This window comes from Mesobacillus jeotgali, assembly GCF_014856545.2.
GTDB lineage: Bacteria > Bacillota > Bacilli > Bacillales > Cytobacillaceae > Mesobacillus.
The window spans coordinates 3,346,123-3,361,672 of the sequence record NZ_CP109811.1; the positions used below are offsets into that span (position 1 = coordinate 3,346,123).

A 15,550-nucleotide genomic window follows, 5' to 3' on the forward strand; every position below is an offset into this window, starting at 1 on the left:
TTATTTTACCACTATTTCTCTTCTCCCAAAACGTACTCAGCGATGTTTACTGCATGGTCGCCGATTCGCTCCAGGTTACTGATGATGTCAACGAAGACGATACCCGCCTGTCCAGTACACTGTCCTTCATTCATGCGAAGGATGTGCTGCTTTCTAAGCGTCCGTTCCATGCTGTCAATCTCATCTTCTTTTGTTACTACTGCTCTTGCAGCGTCAAAATTCTTCTGGTCTAATGCTTGAAGCGCCTCTTCGACGGTACTTACAGTCAGGTTGAACATAACTTCCAGATCTTCCATTGCCGTGTCAGTCATCTTCACTTTATTGGCCTGCTGGTACTCAATTAGTTCAATAATATTTTCAAAGTGGTCTCCAATTCTTTCTATATCTCGTACTGTATCGATCAGCATGCTATGCTCTTCAGATTCATGCTCTGAGAGCGAGCTTGTTGCAAGGTTTACAAGATAATCTGTAATCTTGCGGTCAAGATTATTGATTGCATCCTCGAGCTGATAAGCATTATTGGAATGCTTTGTATTTTTGGTTTTTAAAAATTCATTCGTTTCTTCAAGTCCTTTTAGCGCGAACTTACCCATGCGCAGGACTTCTTCCTTCGCCTGACCAAGCGCGATGGACGGTGATTGCTCGATGAAAACGGGGTCAAGATGTTGAGCCTTGTAATCAACGATAGAATCTTCACCAGGAATCAATTTAGTCACAATTAATGCCAATATGGCGATGAATGGTAACTGGATCAATGTATTAGTTGTGTTAAAGATACCATGAGCAAATGCGATGGACATCTCAGGATTCAAGTTAAGATTATCTCTCAGGAGTTCAATCAGCGAGGTGAAAGGCCCCAGGATTATCAAAAACAGGGTAGTTCCTATTAGATTGAACAAAACATGTGTTGCAGCAGCTCTCTTGGCAGCTACTGATGTACCAATCGCAGCCAAAACAGCTGTAATGGTTGTACCGATATTATCTCCAAACAGGATTGGCAATGCTCCATGTAAATTAATCATAGATTCAGCATGCAAGCTTTGCAGAATACCAATTGTAGCACTCGAGCTTTGAACAATTACGGTAAATAATGTACCGATCACTACACCCAGAATTGGGTTTGAACTCATTTCCACTGTTAGGTCATGGAATGCTTCAAGGCTTCTCAATGGTTTCATACCACCGCTCATAAGTTCAAGGCCAAAGAACAATGCCCCGAAACCAAATACGATTTGTCCAATATTATGAACCTTTTTGCTCTTGAAGAAGAATAACATGATCGATCCCACTGCAATAATCGGCAGCGCATACTCTCCTATGTCAATCCCAATGATAAAGGCAGTGACAGTTGTTCCGATATTGGCACCCATAATGACCCCAATTGCCTGCCTTAGCGTCATAAACCCAGCACTTACAAGCCCTACAGTAATAACAGTGGTTCCGCTACTTGTTTGTAAAAGGACTGTAACAAAAATACCTGCCAGTACACCCATAAGTGGATTAGTGGTAAAGCGGTCCAGAATATCACGAAGTCGATCACCAGCTGACTTCTGCAAACCATCACCCATGAATTTAATGCCGAATAAGAAGATACCAAGTCCCCCTAGGAACTCAAACAGCATTTCTTGTAAATTCAATTCCATTTTTTCAACCCCTAGATTTATTTCGACAAACATCTACAAACATGATTATTATGAAGGAATTGTTAATCAAAAGTAAACTATTTACGCTTCGAATTTACAATACCTTAACATTTCTAAGTTATATTACAAAAATGTTACAAAGCGAAAGTGAAAAGGTTGTTAATCAACTGTGTGAACAGCTAAAATAGAAATTGTAACTCTATCAAAGGACGTGTATTCATGAATATTTTTGCTCAAATTGGGAAAAGCATCTATTCTCCTAAGGTTATAGCAGATACAAGGTTCCAGGGAATAGGCAAAACGATCTTGTTCTTATTCACGCTGACCCTTATATCCATTCTGCCTGTCGTCTACTATATGTTTGTTGGGATATCTGAAGCTGTCGGTACAGCAAAGCAATCGATCCAAACCGATCTTCCCTCCTTTACGATTGAGAATGGAGTTCTTAATTCAGACATTAAAGCACCTTTAACCATCAAGAATGGAAGTTTTACGTTAATTTTTGACCCTACCGGCGCGATTGACCAGGAAGATATGACTGGCATGGATGCGAACTTCGCCATGCTCCAGAATGAAATCGTTCTTGCTGCCGGCGGAGAATCCAATGCTGTTCCTTACTCACTATTTTCAAATGAATCTATGACGAAGGATGACATCATCTCACTGATCGATACGGCTGAATCCTCGCTTCCTGTATTGCTGGGACTGCTATTCATTGTTATCTATGTTTTTTCCAGCGGTATGAAATTCATCGAGGTCTCTCTATTAGCCCTATTTGGCCTGCTATTGAAAAAACTAGCCGGCAGAAATCTTCAATACAGACACTTATGGAGAATGGCCGCATATAGTACAACACTCCCTACTATATTTTTTACGATTATGGCCTTCTTGGAAACAGAAGTGCCCTTCAGTTTCTCCGTTAATTGGTTCGTTGCGTCAATGATGCTTCTATTAGCTATTAAAGAACTGCCAGGCAAGACTCCTGCCGAAAATTAAAAATACGCCGCCATTGGCGTATTTTTTTTACTTTCAAGCCTTACTATATGGCTTTCTCTTTTTCTGCCCCATTATGCACCTTCATAAACAAATACATTCTCTCAAATTGAAACTGCACTATTTGTAAAAATTCCTTTTAAATATTTCTCTATTAAAGTTGTTCTTAATTCTATTTCAGCTGCATAAATAATGATATAAGCATTAAAGGAGGAAGGTCCTATGAAAAAACTGGCAGGTTTATTAGTTTTTTTGATAGTAGCATACGCAGTCTACAATGATTTGAGCATCGGGACTCTTCCAGCGTCAAAAATGCAGGAGCCTGAAATATCGAATGAACAAAAGGAAGAGAAGCCTGAGAAAGAAACCACACAGGGAATCCCCTTTTTTGAGCATGAAGTACTGCCGGGAGATACAGTATTATCCGTCATTGACAGGTATTTGGACAGTCCGCTCGACGTTCCTGTCTCACAGGCAGTGGAAGACTTTAAAAGGTTGAACGATGGAACAGATCCCCAGAAGATCAAATTTGGCAACATCTATAAATTCCCGGATTACAGCAGCCAAAATTAGCAAAGGCTAACAATTGAAGTCTTTCCTTGTCAATTTGAGCAAAAGATTGATAAAATGGGGTTATGCATCTTTAGGAACATTTTCATGAATTCCATTTTTCAAAGGAGCGAATCACTGTTGAGTGAAATTATACATCGTACCAAAACCCGTCCAATTAAGGTTGGGAATTTAACCATTGGAGGCAACAATGAAGTTGTCATCCAGAGTATGACAACAACGAAGACGCATGATGTCGAGGCGACTGTCGCTGAAATCAAGCGCCTTGAAGAAGCAGGATGCCAGGTTGTCCGGGTTGCTTGCCCGGATGAAAGAGCGGCAAATGCCATTTCTGAAATTAAAAAAAGAATAAACATACCACTTGTTGTTGATATCCACTTTGATTACCGCCTTGCCCTAAAAGCAATTGAGGGCGGAGCTGATAAAATCAGGATCAATCCAGGTAATATCGGCAAGCGTGAAAAGGTAGAGGCTGTAGTAAAAGCTGCGAAAGAACGCGGCATTCCGATCCGAATCGGTGTAAATGCCGGTTCTCTCGAGAGAAGGATCCTTGAAAAATACGGCTATCCAACAGCAGATGGAATGGTAGAGAGTGCTCTGCACCACATCAAGATCCTTGAGGACCTTGATTTCCATAATATCATCGTTTCCATGAAGGCATCTGATGTTAACCTGGCGATTGAGGCTTATGAAAAAGCTGCAAAGGCTTTTGATTATCCGCTTCATCTTGGAATTACGGAATCAGGGACTTTATTTGCAGGTACTGTCAAAAGTGCTGCTGGACTTGGGGCGATTCTCAGCAAGGGAATCGGCAACACTGTCAGGGTATCATTAAGCGCCGACCCAGTTGAGGAAGTCAAGGTCGCAAGAGAACTGTTAAAGTCGTTTGGACTTGCAGCAAATGCTGCGACATTAATTTCTTGCCCAACATGCGGACGGATCGAGATCGATTTGATCAGCATTGCCAATGAGGTTGAAGAGTATATTTCAACGATTAAGGCGCCGATCAAGGTTGCTGTCCTTGGATGTGCTGTTAACGGACCTGGCGAAGCACGTGAAGCTGATATCGGCATTGCAGGTGCAAGAGGGGAAGGTCTTCTTTTCAGAAAAGGAGAGATTGTCCGTAAAGTGCCGGAAGAAACAATGGTAGAAGAACTAAAAAAAGAAATCGATAAAATTGCTGAAGAAAAGATTCGTGAAGCTGCTCTTCAGAAGTAACCATTCAAAATGCCCGGGAAATTCATCCCGGGCATTTCTTATTGGCTATCTCTGTTTACCGTCAGAAGAACGGCAATATAAAGATGCCGACTAAAATCGAGATTGTCCCTATCCCAATTGCCCAGCTTCCGATAGCGGATCCTCTTCTGCGAGCCATGAAGCCAAGGACAATTCCGGCGGCTCCGAAAAGAACAGGTAAAATAAACAGCGACAAGATCGATAGGGCAAGAGCTGAGTAAGCAAGCCCTCGTCCACCAGTTGTACTTTCTTCTTCTGACCTTCTTGTTATTGCAGGCGGGGCAGGAGCAGCAATTTCCGCCGCAGTTTCTTCCTGGTACTGTTCATTACGTCCAGGTCGGGCGATTGCAGTCATCTCCTGGTAGTGCTCGTCACGTCCCGGTCCAGCGATTGCCGTCATTTCCTGATAGTGATCCTCGCGTTCAGGTCCTGCTATCGCCGTCATTTCCTGGTAATGCTCATCACGTGCAGGAGAGTACAATTCAGTTGCTGTTTCTTCCTGGTATATTTCATCACGCGCATCCCTGATCGTGATGACATCCTGCTTAGGTTCAGTAATATATTCGGTACCTCTCTGATTTCGTTCTTGGTCTGCCACTTTAATCCCTCGCTTTCTTAAGTGGAGCATTTATTATTGTTTACGAGCGAGAAGGATTTCATCATGGCAATGTTTGTCTAAGGTTTTTTGGTTACTTAGAACCATGCGAGTGACACTTATATCAGAACGCATATAAGAAAAGTAAATCTTTTGCGGACATTCACTATTTGGTAAGATTAAAGAAAGATGATGTTGAAGGAGCAGATTGATGAAAAAACGTTTTGGCATAGACATCGATGGTACAGTCACTTGTCCCACTACATTTGTACCTTATTTAAATGAAGGCTTCAATTTGAATATTACACTGGATGATATCAAGCAATATGACTTTATGCCCCTTGTATCCGTATCTGAAAAAGAGTTCGCTGCCTGGTTCAAAAAAATGGAACCTGAAATTTATTCTAATTCACCATTAGCAGAAGGTGCCAGGAATATTTTAAAGAGCTGGGAGAATCAACATGAATTATATTTCATCAGTGCCAGAGGAACACATTTACTAGACCTGACCAAAGAATGGTTTTCTGTCAATGAACTTAATTATCATGACATACACCTGATCGGCTCACATGATAAAATCGAGGCAGCACGGAAATACGAGGTGGATATATTTTTCGAGGATAAACACGATAATGCAGTCAATTTGCACGAAGAGTTAAGGATTCCAGTCATCCTTTTCAATACTCCTTATAATCAGGAACCGATTCCTGAAGGAGTTATACGCGTAAATAATTGGCGGGAAGCTAATAAATGGGTTGAAAATTGGATTAAAAATAATTAAAACGGCCATTTGCATGGCCGTTTTTTCATATTTACTCGTCCTAAAGTCTCGTTACAGTTTATTAAACACAATCCGGGCAGCGGCCGTATATTTCAAATTTATGTCCGGAAATATCATAGCCTTTGAAGCTTGCCTCAATATTCCTCATGGGACAGGTCTCAATCTCTTTCGTTTTGCCGCAGTCAAGGCAAATGAAGTGATGATGATGCTCTTTATGCGAGCAGGTGAAGCGGAAATGCTTTTCACCCGAGAGCTCTGTCATTTCAAGAATCCCCAGTTCAGCGAACACGCTCAGATTCCGGTAGATTGTATCGAAGCTTAAGCCCGGATAATTGCCCTTCATCTGTTCAAGTACATCGCGAGCAGTCAAATATTTGTCATTATCGGAAAAAAGCTGAAGCATATCTTCGCGTTTTCCGGTATGTTTATAACCCTGTTCCTTCAGCAGGTTCATTGCTTCATTCACATTCATGAAATCACCCCATTAGATGGATCTAGTTGCTGCACGTTTTTTAAGCCAAATGGCCAGCACAAGGATAAATACCGCAATCATTACAATCGTTCCTCCAGGAGCAAGGTCCAGATAGTAGGACAGGAACAAACCGCCTAATACCGATACCTCACCAAACAGGATGGAATAGAAAATGGTTTGCTTGAAACCCTTCGCGAACCGGATGCTTGCAGCAACTGGCAGCGTCATCAGGGAAGAGACCAGCAAGATTCCAACAATTCTCATCGATGCCGCAATCACCAGTGCCACCATGACGATGAATATAAAGTGGAGCGTCTTTGCGGCTATTCCGGTTGCCCTTGCATATTCTTCATCGAATGATAATAGGAAAAGTTCTTTATACAATAACACAACAAGCGCTATTACAAGGATGCTGATAATCAGGATTGTCCATAGATCAGCCCTGCTCACCGCACTCACGCTGCCAAATAAATAGCTGAACAAATCTGTGTTGAAGCCATCAGCAAGCGAAATGAAGATGACCCCAAGCCCGATTCCCCCGGATAGGATAATAGGAATCGCCAATTCCTGATAATGCTTATACACGGTACGCAGCTTTTCAATGAATAATGATCCGCCAACTGAGAACGCCATTCCCATATAAAGTGGATTCAAGCCGCTGAACAGCATAAACTTTTTTTCCAGCAGAAGGCTTGCTGCAATTCCCGCCAATGTGACATGGCTGAGAGCATCCGCTATGAGGGAAAGCCGTCTTACTACGATGAAAACACCGAGAAGCGGGGCAATCACCCCAATGATCATGCCGGTTAAAAAAGCATTCTGCAAAAATTCATATTGCAACAGTCCGCTAATCATGATGGTGCCCTCCTTCATGATGATGGTGATCGTGAGTCAGGACATGGACATCATGACCGTATATTTCTGAAACATCATTGATCTTCAGCTGTTCAAATTCCTCAGCACTTCCATGGAAATGCATATTCTTATTCAAGCAGGCTACATTTGTAACCTTTTCTGAAATTGTACCAATGTCGTGGGTTACCAGAAGCAAAGTAATCCCTTTCTCCTTATTGAGTGTTTCGAGCATCTCGTAAAAGGAATTGACGTTCTGGACATCTACCCCTACCGTTGGTTCATCCAAAATCAGCAAATCCGGTTCACTGACAAGTGCCCTTGCAATGAAAACCCTCTGCTGCTGGCCTCCGGATAGTTCTCCAATGTTCCTGTCGAGGAATTTCCCCATCCCTACGGAGTCGATTGCTTGCTTTATTTTTGCATGGTCACTCTTCTTCAGAAAATTGAATAGACCAAGCTTTTTCGTCAGTCCGCTGGCGACTACCTCAAAAACGGTAGCAGGGAAGCCAGTGTTGAAAGAATTAGCTTTTTGAGATACAAAGCCAATTTTATGCTGTTCCCTAAACTTGCTGATATCCTGTCCAAACAGACGGATCGAGCCCTGCTGCGGCTTGATCAGACCAAGCATCAGCTTAAGAAGCGTTGACTTGCCGGAACCGTTCGGGCCGACAATCGCTAAAAAACTGCCCTTTTCGATAGACAGATTTATATTTTCAAGAACATTTTCTTTATCATATCGATAATAAAGGTCCTGTACCTGGACGATGTAATTATTCGTGTCCATTTTATCACCCGCAAAATAAGAATCATTCCGATTTACCTTTAGTAGTATATCTCTTACCGGCCATATTGTAAATAAAAGAACTCATAATCCAATAAAATTGTCACGAATTCAGAACTGGGCACATACCCTACTATGAAGGAGTGATGATCTTTTGGCTATATTTGAAAACATCATTAACCATAAGATAGGCAACATCACGGCTGATGAACTGCTGAAGTACGCCTCTCAATTTAATATTTCCATTACAAAGGCTCAGGCAGAGAAAATCGCCGGATACTTACGCGGTAAAAAAGTGAACATCTTTATTGATTCAGAGAGAACAGCATTGATCAAACAAATCGCAAGAATCACCAGCCCTGAGACAGCAAAAGAAGTCAACAAGCTGTTCGTGAAATTCACTAAATAAGAGATGTGTCCGTCATGAATCATATGACGGACACTTTTTCCTTTTCCCGGCCATTTCTGTCCGTCATTACACCTATGATGGACACTTTCTCCGTTTTCTCTGCAAGTTCTGTCCGTCATCACAACTATGACGGACACTTTCTCCTTTTCCTCTGCCATTTCTGTCCGTCATTACACCTATGACGGACACTTTCTCCGTTTTCTCTGCAAGTTCTGTCCGTCATCACACCTATGACGGACATTTCCCCCTATTCATAAACCATTTCTGTCCGTAATACCTGTTAGTATCATTCCACATAGCGGATCAGTCATAACCGGCCGCCTATTTTTATCCGCAAAAAATAAGCTGTGGAGCTCGTCCACAGCTTTCATTTAGTCATTCTTTATCATTTCAAGCAGGTTTTCTTCGAATTGTTTGCTTTTTAGCATGGCAATTTCATGTTTGTAAGGTGCTTTCTTACTGTTCTTGTCCTCACCGACAAATGGAGTTTCAAGAATCTTTGGAACATGCGTCAATTGCGGATGGTGGACAATATAGTTTAACGCGTCAAAGCCGATATGGCCAAAGCCAATATTCTCGTGGCGGTCTTTCCTCATCCCGACCTCATTTTTGCTGTCATTGATGTGAAGTACTTTCAGCCTGTCAAGACCGATGATTTTGTCGAATTCATTCAGGACACCATCAAAATCTTCAACAACTGCATAACCAGCATCATGTGTATGACATGTATCAAAGCAGACGGACAACTTGTCGTTATGGGTTACTCCATCGATGATCATCGCGAGTTCTTCGAAGGATTTTCCGCACTCTGAGCCTTTTCCAGCCATCGTTTCAAGAGCGATTTGAACCTTATCATCACTGGTAAGAACTTCATTCAGTCCTTCGATGATTTTTTCAATGCCCTTTTCTGTTCCGGCTCCAACATGCGCACCCGGGTGCAGCACGATTTGCCTTGCTCCGATTGCTTCTGTCCGGTCGATTTCGCTGCGCAGGAACCTTACTCCTAAATCAAATGTATCAGGGTTCTGCGTGTTCCCGATATTGATGATATAAGGAGCATGGACGACGATCTCATTGATACCGTTTTGCTCCATATGCAGGCGGCCTGCTTCAATATTCAGGTCCTCGATTTTTTTCCTTCTTGTATTTTGAGGTGCCCCTGTATAGATCATGAAAGTATTTGCACCATATGAGACAGCTTCCTCACTGGCAGCGAGCAGCATTTTTTTTCCGCTCATGGAAACATGTGATCCAATTAACATCTTGATCTCTCCTAAATCCCTTTATTTATTTCTCTTTTGAATACGGTTTTCCCGTTTCTTAATTTTATCCATCTCATATTTCATCTTCTTTTTATAGCCTGGTTTTACCTTTTTAGGCTTGGAAACGAGCGACTTTGCCTTCGCCTCACCAGTAGTTTCTTTTTTCTTTCTGTTCTGGCGTCTGTTACGCTCTTCGATTTCGGTGAATTCACCTTTTTTCAAATCAATGTTTTTAAAAGTGATGCCCATCTTTTCAAGACGGACCAGTGCATCTTCATCACTCTGCTCATAAACCGTCAAGGCAATCCCTGATGAGCCGGCACGTGCCGTCCTTCCCACCCTGTGGATATAAAAATCAAGATCCGTAGGCAGCTCATAGTTGATGACATGGCTGATTCCCTGAATATCAATTCCTCTTGCTGCCAGATCAGTGGCTACAAGATACTGGAACTCAAGATCCTTGATTTGCTTCATGACACGCTTGCGCTCGCGCGGGCTCAGGTCTCCATGGATACGGCCAACCTTCATTCCTTTTTGGATCAAACCATCGGCAATTTCATCAGCTTTTTTCTTTGTGTTGGCAAATACAATCCCGAGATATGGGTTGAACGCAAGAAGAGCAGAATGAACAAGCCCGATTTTATCACGATGCCTTGCTGGCAGAAGAATATGTTCAATCTTCTCTGCCGTAGCCTGTTTAGGATCGATTTGTACAAATTTTGGGTTTTCCATGTACTTTTTCAGGAATGGTTTTAATTTTTCAGGAATCGTTGCTGAAAATACAAGCATTTGCAGCTTTTCTGGCATACGGGACGCAAACTGGTCGATATCCTCGATAAAGCCCATATCCAGCATTAAGTCTGCCTCATCAATCACGAGCACGTTCGCTGTATGCACAAATAGCGCGTTTTCCTTCACCAGGTCGTTAATCCTTCCCGGTGTGCCAATGACGATTTGTGGCTGTGTCTTAAGCTTCTCAATCGTTCTTTGCTTGTCCGTTCCGCCAATATAGCAGCGGGCTGTGATCTGTTCTCCCTGTGGAGCGTGTTCAGCAATCTTAAGAACTTCATGGTAAATTTGATTGGCAAGCTCACGTGTCGGGGCAGCGATTACTGCTTGCACCTCATTGCGTGATGGATCAAGCTTATCCATAATTGGCAGTATATAGGCATGCGTCTTTCCTGTACCGGTCTGGGATTGCCCGATGGCACTCTCACCCTTCAGGATTGTAGGAATAAGACGTTCCTGGATTTCAGTCGGCTCATGAAAACCTAGTTTATTGATCGCATCTATAATGAACGGTTTCAATTCATAACGATTAAATTTTGTTTCACTCATTGAAAATCTCCTTCTTTCGTCCTGTTCCCTGGATAATCGGGGATTACAGCTCGTTCCGTAAGCTGATCTCTTCAGGTTCATCCTGTAATTATAATAAAGATTGCAGAAAATCTCCAATCAGTACTATCTTAACCTTTCCTTATAAAAAAACAAACCTGTTTCATCAATATCCTAATTTCTTAAACCAAACCTGACTTCCCGCATACTCTAATAGGAGATGATAATATTGGGAAAGGAGGGGTCACGATGCTACAAGGACCCCGTATGAATACCCGCGGAATGCATAATCGCTTTCAGGGCCCCAGTATGATGGGAGGTCCCCGAATGGGCCAGCACCAGATGTATTCGAATCGATTCGGTCCTGGACCTATGATGCCACAGGGCCAGATGCCGCGGATGCCAGGAAGGAATCCCCGCTCAAGACAAGGCGGCGGACTTCTTTCGAAGATACTGGGCAAAGGCAATAGCCAGCGGAATAGTCCAGCCGGTTTATTATCTGGAGGAAATACAGCAGCACGAGGAGCAGGCTCAGGCGGCGGTATCCTGAAAACTCTCGCTGATCCATCTGCTTTGAATGGATTTCTCACCAACACTCAAAAAGTTCTTAACACTGCACAGCAATTCGGACCGATGATCCAGCAATATGGTCCTCTCGTCCGAAATTTGCCTTCAATGTGGAAACTGTACAGAGGATTGAAGGACCTCCCGGATGCTGAAGAGCAAACGGCTGAAACAGAAACGAATGAAAAAACAGAGAAAAAGCAAAAGACAAAAAAATCCAAAAGGGCTGGCCAGACTTCCCCGACACAAAAAAAGCCCGCGCAAAAACAAAGCAATAATGCAGCTTCTACTCCTAAATTATTCATATAAATAGGCTTTTTTCTCATACTTTGTTGCTATTGACTACAAAATAGGATTGAATTACCTAAGTTTCTTGACAAAATTAACGCTTATTATGAGAAAAGTGCTTGCAAATTTAGAACCGACTTACCAAATGGCTTTTTAATCGGCTAAAGGATTTTAACAACAATTTTTCGAAAAAGCCTAATAAATACGACAACAGTTAATTCATTCCTTCTGGAAAGTCGCTTTTGTATTCTTTCTGCAAGTCTTATATAATAAAAGAAAGAATCAGAGGTACTCTTAGGAGGATGGCTCAATGAATGTAATTAAAATATCGCCACGCGGTTATTGCTATGGTGTTGTGGATGCCATGGTCATTGCACGCAATGCTGCTTTGGATAAAAGCCTGCCGCGTCCAATATATATACTCGGGATGATTGTCCATAATAAGCATGTCACTGATGCATTTGAAGAAGAAGGCATCATTACATTGGATGGAAACAACCGAAAGGAAATCCTTGAAAAAGTTGAAGGCGGAACAGTTATTTTCACAGCACACGGCATTTCACCGGAAGTCAGGGAGCTTGCCAAGGAAAAGGGGCTTGTTTCGATTGACGCAACCTGCCCTGACGTGACAAACACCCATAACCTGATCAGGGAAAAAGAAAAAGAAGGTTTTGAGGTTATTTACATCGGCAAAAAAGGGCATCCCGAACCTGAAGGAGCTGTAGGTGTCGCACCAGGGATCGTTCATCTTGTGGAAACGCCAGCGGATGTAGAGGCATTGGATCTGCAGGCTGAAAAATTAATCGTAACCAACCAGACAACGATGAGCCAGTGGGACGTTGCCGACATCATGAAGAACGTAAAGGAAAAGTACCCTCATGCGGAAGTCCATAGAGAAATTTGCATGGCTACGCAAGTCCGCCAGGAGGCTGTCGCCGAGCAGGCTAAAGAGGCAGATGTGCTAATTGTGGTTGGCGACCCTAAAAGCAATAACTCAAATCGTCTCGCACAGGTATCAGAAGAAATAGCCGGAACAAAAGCATATCGAATTGCCGATATCACCGAGCTTGATATCGAATGGATAAAAGAGGCTGATACAGTCGCAGTCACATCTGGAGCATCGACTCCAACTCCTATTACAAAAGAGGTCATTACCTTCCTCGGACAGTTTGACAAAGAAAACAAAGAAACCTGGGTAAAAGAGAAAAAGGTACCTCTTCATAAAATCCTGCCAAAGGTCAAGAAAACCGAGGCCAACGTATAATAGGAAAGCAGCCTGAATTAACTTCAGGCTGCTTTCTTGTTTCCTTCAAAACCTTATACCACACTCGACCTTTTGCTAGATAAAGGTAAACGGATCTGTTCCTATGTCAGATGGAATGAATTTAACATCAAACCCTTTTTCTTTACATAGTCCCTCCATCACCGTGGCGACTCCCTTTTTCATGATTTTTTCGACATTATGTCCCGGATCAATCATATTCAATCCGGCCATCAGGGCATCGTGTGCTGTGTGATAGTAGATATCCCCAGTAATATAAACGTCTGCTCCGCGGAATTTCGCCTGTGAGTAATACTTATTTCCGTCACCGCCTAGGACAGCTACTTTTTTCACCTTCGCGTTCAAGTCCCCGACGACTCGGACTTTATCGACTCCCAAAGCTTCCTTTACTACTTTGGCATATTCAGAAAGGGTCGTCTCTTCGACTTGCCCGATTCTTCCAAGTCCTAGTTGTTCCCCGGTATTATCAAGTCGATAAATATCATAGGCGACCTCCTCATAAGGATGGGCCTTGATCATAGCCTGGATGACTTTCTTTTCAATACTCTGCGGAAAAATCATTTCTACGCGCACTTCATTGACTGCTTCAAGCTTCCCTTGTTCGCCGATATGAGGATCTGTATTTTCCCCCGGCAGGAAACGTCCTTCCCCCGCTCCGGAGAACGAACAATGGCTATAGTTGCCGATTGCTCCGGCTCCTGCATTTCCTAAGGCATCCCGCAATCGCACTGCATCTTCCTCTGGTACGAACACGACTAGCTTTTTCAGTTGATCCTCATAGGTAGGTACAAGCACTTGAGGGTTCTTTAAACCAAGAGCAGCAGCCAGGAGGTCATTTACGCCTCCCTTTGCCACATCCAGGTTTGTGTGTGCCGCATATACTGCGATGTCATGCTTAATCAGCCTGGCAATCATTCGTCCGGCAGGAGTGTCCGTCGCGATTTTTTTCAATGGCCGGAATATCGGCGGATGGTGGGCGATGATTAACTGAGCGTTCCGGGCAATCGCCTCCTCCACCACTTCCTCTGTTACATCAAGAGCCACGAGGACGTTCTCAACCGGTTGATTCAACGCCCCGATTTGCAGGCCGACCTTATCGCCTTCCATTGCAAATGCCCTGGGTGAAAATTGTTCAAAAAGCTGAATTACTTCATGTCCATTCACTTTTTTCACTGTAACGCCTCCTCTGCCATCTTTAGTTTTGTTTTCAGTTCCTGTCTCTTGCTTTCGGTCTCATCATTCTGCACAGCCTCATCCAGCTGCTTTAAGATTCGCTCCCAATTTCTCTTTTCTGCACTCCACTTTTCTTTAAACACTGCAGTCTTTTCCTTTAGTAAAAATGGACCAAACAATATTCCTAGTTCCACATCGAGATCCTGATAAGGCTTCAGCGGTTCACCCTGTTCCGCTACAAGGACCTCATAAATTTTCCGGTCTTCTTCAAGGATTTCTTCTTTAACCAGTTCCCACCCATTGTCAATCAGCCATCTGCGCACTGCAAAGCTGCCAACATTAGGCTGGAGGACAAGCCTGCTGACTCCTTGCAGTTTCAATTTTCCTTTTTCAAGGATCGTTGAAATCAATGTACCGCCCATACCGGCGATCGTTATACAATCTACCTCTCCAGCTTCAATAACTTCAAGGCCGTCCCCTTTTCTGACGAAAATCTTGTCTGTTAGGTTTTCCTCCTGAACTTGTTCAAGGGCAGATTGAAACGGCCCTTCTGCGACCTCACCAGCTATCGCCATCGGGACAGTTCCCTTTATTACAACATGACAAGGAAGATAGGCATGGTCAGAACCGATATCGGCCAGCCTCGCCGCCTTTGGAATATTATTTGCAACGGCTTCAAGCCGGTCTGAGAGTTTTTCAGTATTCATAAACGTCACCCACTAAATCGTATTTTGCTTTTTTAAGTATATGAAACACCATGCCTATTGTCCAATTATCCTAAAAAAAAGCAAAGGCCCTTTGCGGATGCAAAGAGCCTTTACAAAAATTACTTCAATTCATTGACAATCCATTCTGCCATTTCTGCTTCCTTGCCAGCAGCCATTCCTGGTGGCATGTTGCCTTTACCATTAACCAAAATGTCTTGAATTTCTTCTTTGGAATACTTGCTGCCAACACCTTTCAAGGCTGGACCAGATACACCTTCATACTGGTTTCCGTGGCACGCTGCGCAAGATTGCTGGTAGAACTTCTCAGGGTTCACTTCAGCAGTTTCTTCTGTCTTTTCACCGCCGCCTTCTTTTTCCTTAGCAAGGTCCTTGGAATCCCCTACACCCTTGAAAGAAAGCAGGAACATCAAGCCGATCCCCATCACCATGATCAACACGAACGGGATAATTGGATTACGATTCATCATATACCCTCCTTTATGTACAACATCAAATCTTAAATAATGAATTCACACAGATATTATTTTACTTGAAAAACGTTTACAGGGAAAGTAAAAAAGCAAACTTTGTCACACTTGTTCAC

The 15,550-nt window shown here is 43.0% G+C and carries 17 protein-coding genes; 7 read left to right on the top strand and 10 right to left on the bottom strand.

From position 1 onward, the window contains the following. Positions 1-11 precede the first annotated feature (11 nt). The gene (locus FOF60_RS17230; protein ID WP_192470870.1) at positions 12-1,643 is read right to left on the bottom strand and encodes a Na/Pi cotransporter family protein; all 1,632 of its coding nucleotides are present in this window, start codon (positions 1,641-1,643) and stop codon (positions 12-14) included. A 219-nt stretch (positions 1,644-1,862) separates the two neighbouring features. Here FOF60_RS17230 and FOF60_RS17235 point away from each other — a divergent pair, with 219 nt between their 5' ends. The 3 genes from FOF60_RS17235 to ispG all read left to right on the top strand — a co-directional run bounded on the left by FOF60_RS17235 (position 1,863) and on the right by ispG (position 4,424). Beyond that, positions 1,863-2,639, top strand: coding sequence for a DUF1189 domain-containing protein (locus FOF60_RS17235; RefSeq protein ID WP_192470869.1), 777 nt, complete (start codon positions 1,863-1,865; stop codon positions 2,637-2,639). Between the two features lie 219 nt (positions 2,640-2,858). Then, positions 2,859-3,209 carry a hypothetical protein gene (locus FOF60_RS17240; protein ID WP_192470868.1) on the top strand — a complete coding sequence of 117 codons (351 nt, stop codon included), beginning with the start codon at positions 2,859-2,861 and terminating at the stop codon, positions 3,207-3,209. 126 nt (positions 3,210-3,335) lie between these two features. Beyond that, positions 3,336-4,424, top strand: a complete 1,089-nt coding sequence (ispG, locus tag FOF60_RS17245) for a flavodoxin-dependent (E)-4-hydroxy-3-methylbut-2-enyl-diphosphate synthase (protein WP_251612449.1) — start codon at positions 3,336-3,338, stop codon at positions 4,422-4,424. Positions 4,425-4,485: 61 nt separating this feature from the next. Here the strand turns inward: ispG and FOF60_RS17250 are convergent, their stop codons facing one another. After that, a complete protein-coding gene (locus tag FOF60_RS17250; protein ID WP_251612095.1) occupies positions 4,486-5,040 on the bottom strand; it encodes a DUF4190 domain-containing protein in 555 nt (184 codons plus the stop codon). Positions 5,041-5,248: 208 nt separating this feature from the next. Here FOF60_RS17250 and FOF60_RS17255 point away from each other — a divergent pair, with 208 nt between their 5' ends. Continuing rightward, entirely contained in the window at positions 5,249-5,818 is a 570-nt protein-coding gene (locus tag FOF60_RS17255) for a hypothetical protein (protein ID WP_192470866.1), read from the top strand. 61 nt (positions 5,819-5,879) lie between these two features. Here FOF60_RS17255 and FOF60_RS17260 read toward each other — a convergent pair whose 3' ends face one another. Genes FOF60_RS17260 through FOF60_RS17270 form a run of 3 tightly spaced genes read right to left on the bottom strand, consistent with a single transcriptional unit; the run spans position 5,880 to position 7,929 of the window. Further along, positions 5,880-6,290, bottom strand: a complete 411-nt coding sequence (locus tag FOF60_RS17260) for a zinc uptake transcriptional repressor Zur (RefSeq protein WP_192470865.1) — start codon at positions 6,288-6,290, stop codon at positions 5,880-5,882. 12 nt (positions 6,291-6,302) lie between these two features. Continuing rightward, the gene (locus tag FOF60_RS17265; RefSeq protein ID WP_192470864.1) at positions 6,303-7,145 is read right to left on the bottom strand and encodes a metal ABC transporter permease; all 843 of its coding nucleotides are present in this window, start codon (positions 7,143-7,145) and stop codon (positions 6,303-6,305) included. Beyond that, on the bottom strand, positions 7,138-7,929 hold the full coding sequence (locus FOF60_RS17270) for a metal ABC transporter ATP-binding protein (protein WP_192470863.1): 792 nt from the start codon (positions 7,927-7,929) through the stop codon (positions 7,138-7,140). The genes FOF60_RS17265 and FOF60_RS17270 overlap by 8 nt, the downstream gene beginning before the upstream one ends. A 151-nt stretch (positions 7,930-8,080) precedes the next feature. Between FOF60_RS17270 and FOF60_RS17275 the strand changes: the two genes are divergently transcribed. Beyond that, positions 8,081-8,335 carry a DUF2624 domain-containing protein gene (locus FOF60_RS17275; protein ID WP_192470862.1) on the top strand — a complete coding sequence of 85 codons (255 nt, stop codon included), beginning with the start codon at positions 8,081-8,083 and terminating at the stop codon, positions 8,333-8,335. A 371-nt stretch (positions 8,336-8,706) separates the two neighbouring features. Here the strand turns inward: FOF60_RS17275 and FOF60_RS17280 are convergent, their stop codons facing one another. Then, on the bottom strand, positions 8,707-9,597 hold the full coding sequence (locus FOF60_RS17280; RefSeq protein ID WP_192470861.1) for a deoxyribonuclease IV: 891 nt from the start codon (positions 9,595-9,597) through the stop codon (positions 8,707-8,709). Between the two features lie 21 nt (positions 9,598-9,618). Then, positions 9,619-10,935 carry a DEAD/DEAH box helicase gene (locus FOF60_RS17285; RefSeq protein ID WP_192470860.1) on the bottom strand — a complete coding sequence of 439 codons (1,317 nt, stop codon included), beginning with the start codon at positions 10,933-10,935 and terminating at the stop codon, positions 9,619-9,621. A gap of 324 nt (positions 10,936-11,259) precedes the next feature. Between FOF60_RS17285 and FOF60_RS17290 the strand changes: the two genes are divergently transcribed. Continuing rightward, positions 11,260-11,805 (top strand): VrrA/YqfQ family protein, encoded by a 546-nt coding sequence (locus FOF60_RS17290; protein WP_225649955.1) that lies wholly within the window; start codon positions 11,260-11,262, stop codon positions 11,803-11,805. Positions 11,806-12,094: 289 nt separating this feature from the next. Continuing rightward, positions 12,095-13,048: a 4-hydroxy-3-methylbut-2-enyl diphosphate reductase gene (locus FOF60_RS17295; RefSeq protein WP_192470859.1), complete on the top strand. Its 954-nt coding sequence runs from the start codon at positions 12,095-12,097 to the stop codon at positions 13,046-13,048. A gap of 75 nt (positions 13,049-13,123) precedes the next feature. On the opposite strand, the gene FOF60_RS17300 is transcribed toward FOF60_RS17295, so the two are convergent. The 3 genes from FOF60_RS17300 to cccA all read right to left on the bottom strand — a co-directional run bounded on the left by FOF60_RS17300 (position 13,124) and on the right by cccA (position 15,431). After that, complete coding sequence (locus FOF60_RS17300; RefSeq protein WP_192470858.1) at positions 13,124-14,239, bottom strand: Nif3-like dinuclear metal center hexameric protein; 1,116 nt, start codon at positions 14,237-14,239, stop codon at positions 13,124-13,126. Then, the gene (locus FOF60_RS17305) at positions 14,236-14,946 is read right to left on the bottom strand and encodes a tRNA (adenine(22)-N(1))-methyltransferase (RefSeq protein ID WP_192470857.1); all 711 of its coding nucleotides are present in this window, start codon (positions 14,944-14,946) and stop codon (positions 14,236-14,238) included. Before FOF60_RS17305 ends, FOF60_RS17300 begins: the two co-directional genes overlap by 4 nt. Positions 14,947-15,065: 119 nt before the next feature. After that, positions 15,066-15,431, bottom strand: coding sequence for a cytochrome c550 (cccA, locus tag FOF60_RS17310; RefSeq protein ID WP_192470923.1), 366 nt, complete (start codon positions 15,429-15,431; stop codon positions 15,066-15,068). Positions 15,432-15,550 lie beyond the last annotated feature (119 nt).

Coding starts and splice junctions, on each gene's coding strand:
- FOF60_RS17255 (WP_192470866.1), top strand. CDS start 5,249: ATGAAAAAACGTTTTGGCATAGACATCGATGGTACAGTCACTTGTCCC.
- FOF60_RS17265 (WP_192470864.1), bottom strand. CDS start 7,145: ATGATTAGCGGACTGTTGCAATATGAATTTTTGCAGAATGCTTTTTTA.
- FOF60_RS17280 (WP_192470861.1), bottom strand. CDS start 9,597: ATGTTAATTGGATCACATGTTTCCATGAGCGGAAAAAAAATGCTGCTC.
- FOF60_RS17270 (WP_192470863.1), bottom strand. CDS start 7,929: ATGGACACGAATAATTACATCGTCCAGGTACAGGACCTTTATTATCGA.
- FOF60_RS17235 (WP_192470869.1), top strand. CDS start 1,863: ATGAATATTTTTGCTCAAATTGGGAAAAGCATCTATTCTCCTAAGGTT.
- FOF60_RS17240 (WP_192470868.1), top strand. CDS start 2,859: ATGAAAAAACTGGCAGGTTTATTAGTTTTTTTGATAGTAGCATACGCA.
- FOF60_RS17285 (WP_192470860.1), bottom strand. CDS start 10,935: ATGAGTGAAACAAAATTTAATCGTTATGAATTGAAACCGTTCATTATA.
- FOF60_RS17290 (WP_225649955.1), top strand. CDS start 11,260: ATGGGCCAGCACCAGATGTATTCGAATCGATTCGGTCCTGGACCTATG.
- FOF60_RS17260 (WP_192470865.1), bottom strand. CDS start 6,290: ATGAATGTGAATGAAGCAATGAACCTGCTGAAGGAACAGGGTTATAAA.
- FOF60_RS17230 (WP_192470870.1), bottom strand. CDS start 1,643: ATGGAATTGAATTTACAAGAAATGCTGTTTGAGTTCCTAGGGGGACTT.
- FOF60_RS17305 (WP_192470857.1), bottom strand. CDS start 14,946: ATGAATACTGAAAAACTCTCAGACCGGCTTGAAGCCGTTGCAAATAAT.
- FOF60_RS17295 (WP_192470859.1), top strand. CDS start 12,095: ATGAATGTAATTAAAATATCGCCACGCGGTTATTGCTATGGTGTTGTG.
- cccA (WP_192470923.1), bottom strand. CDS start 15,431: ATGAATCGTAATCCAATTATCCCGTTCGTGTTGATCATGGTGATGGGG.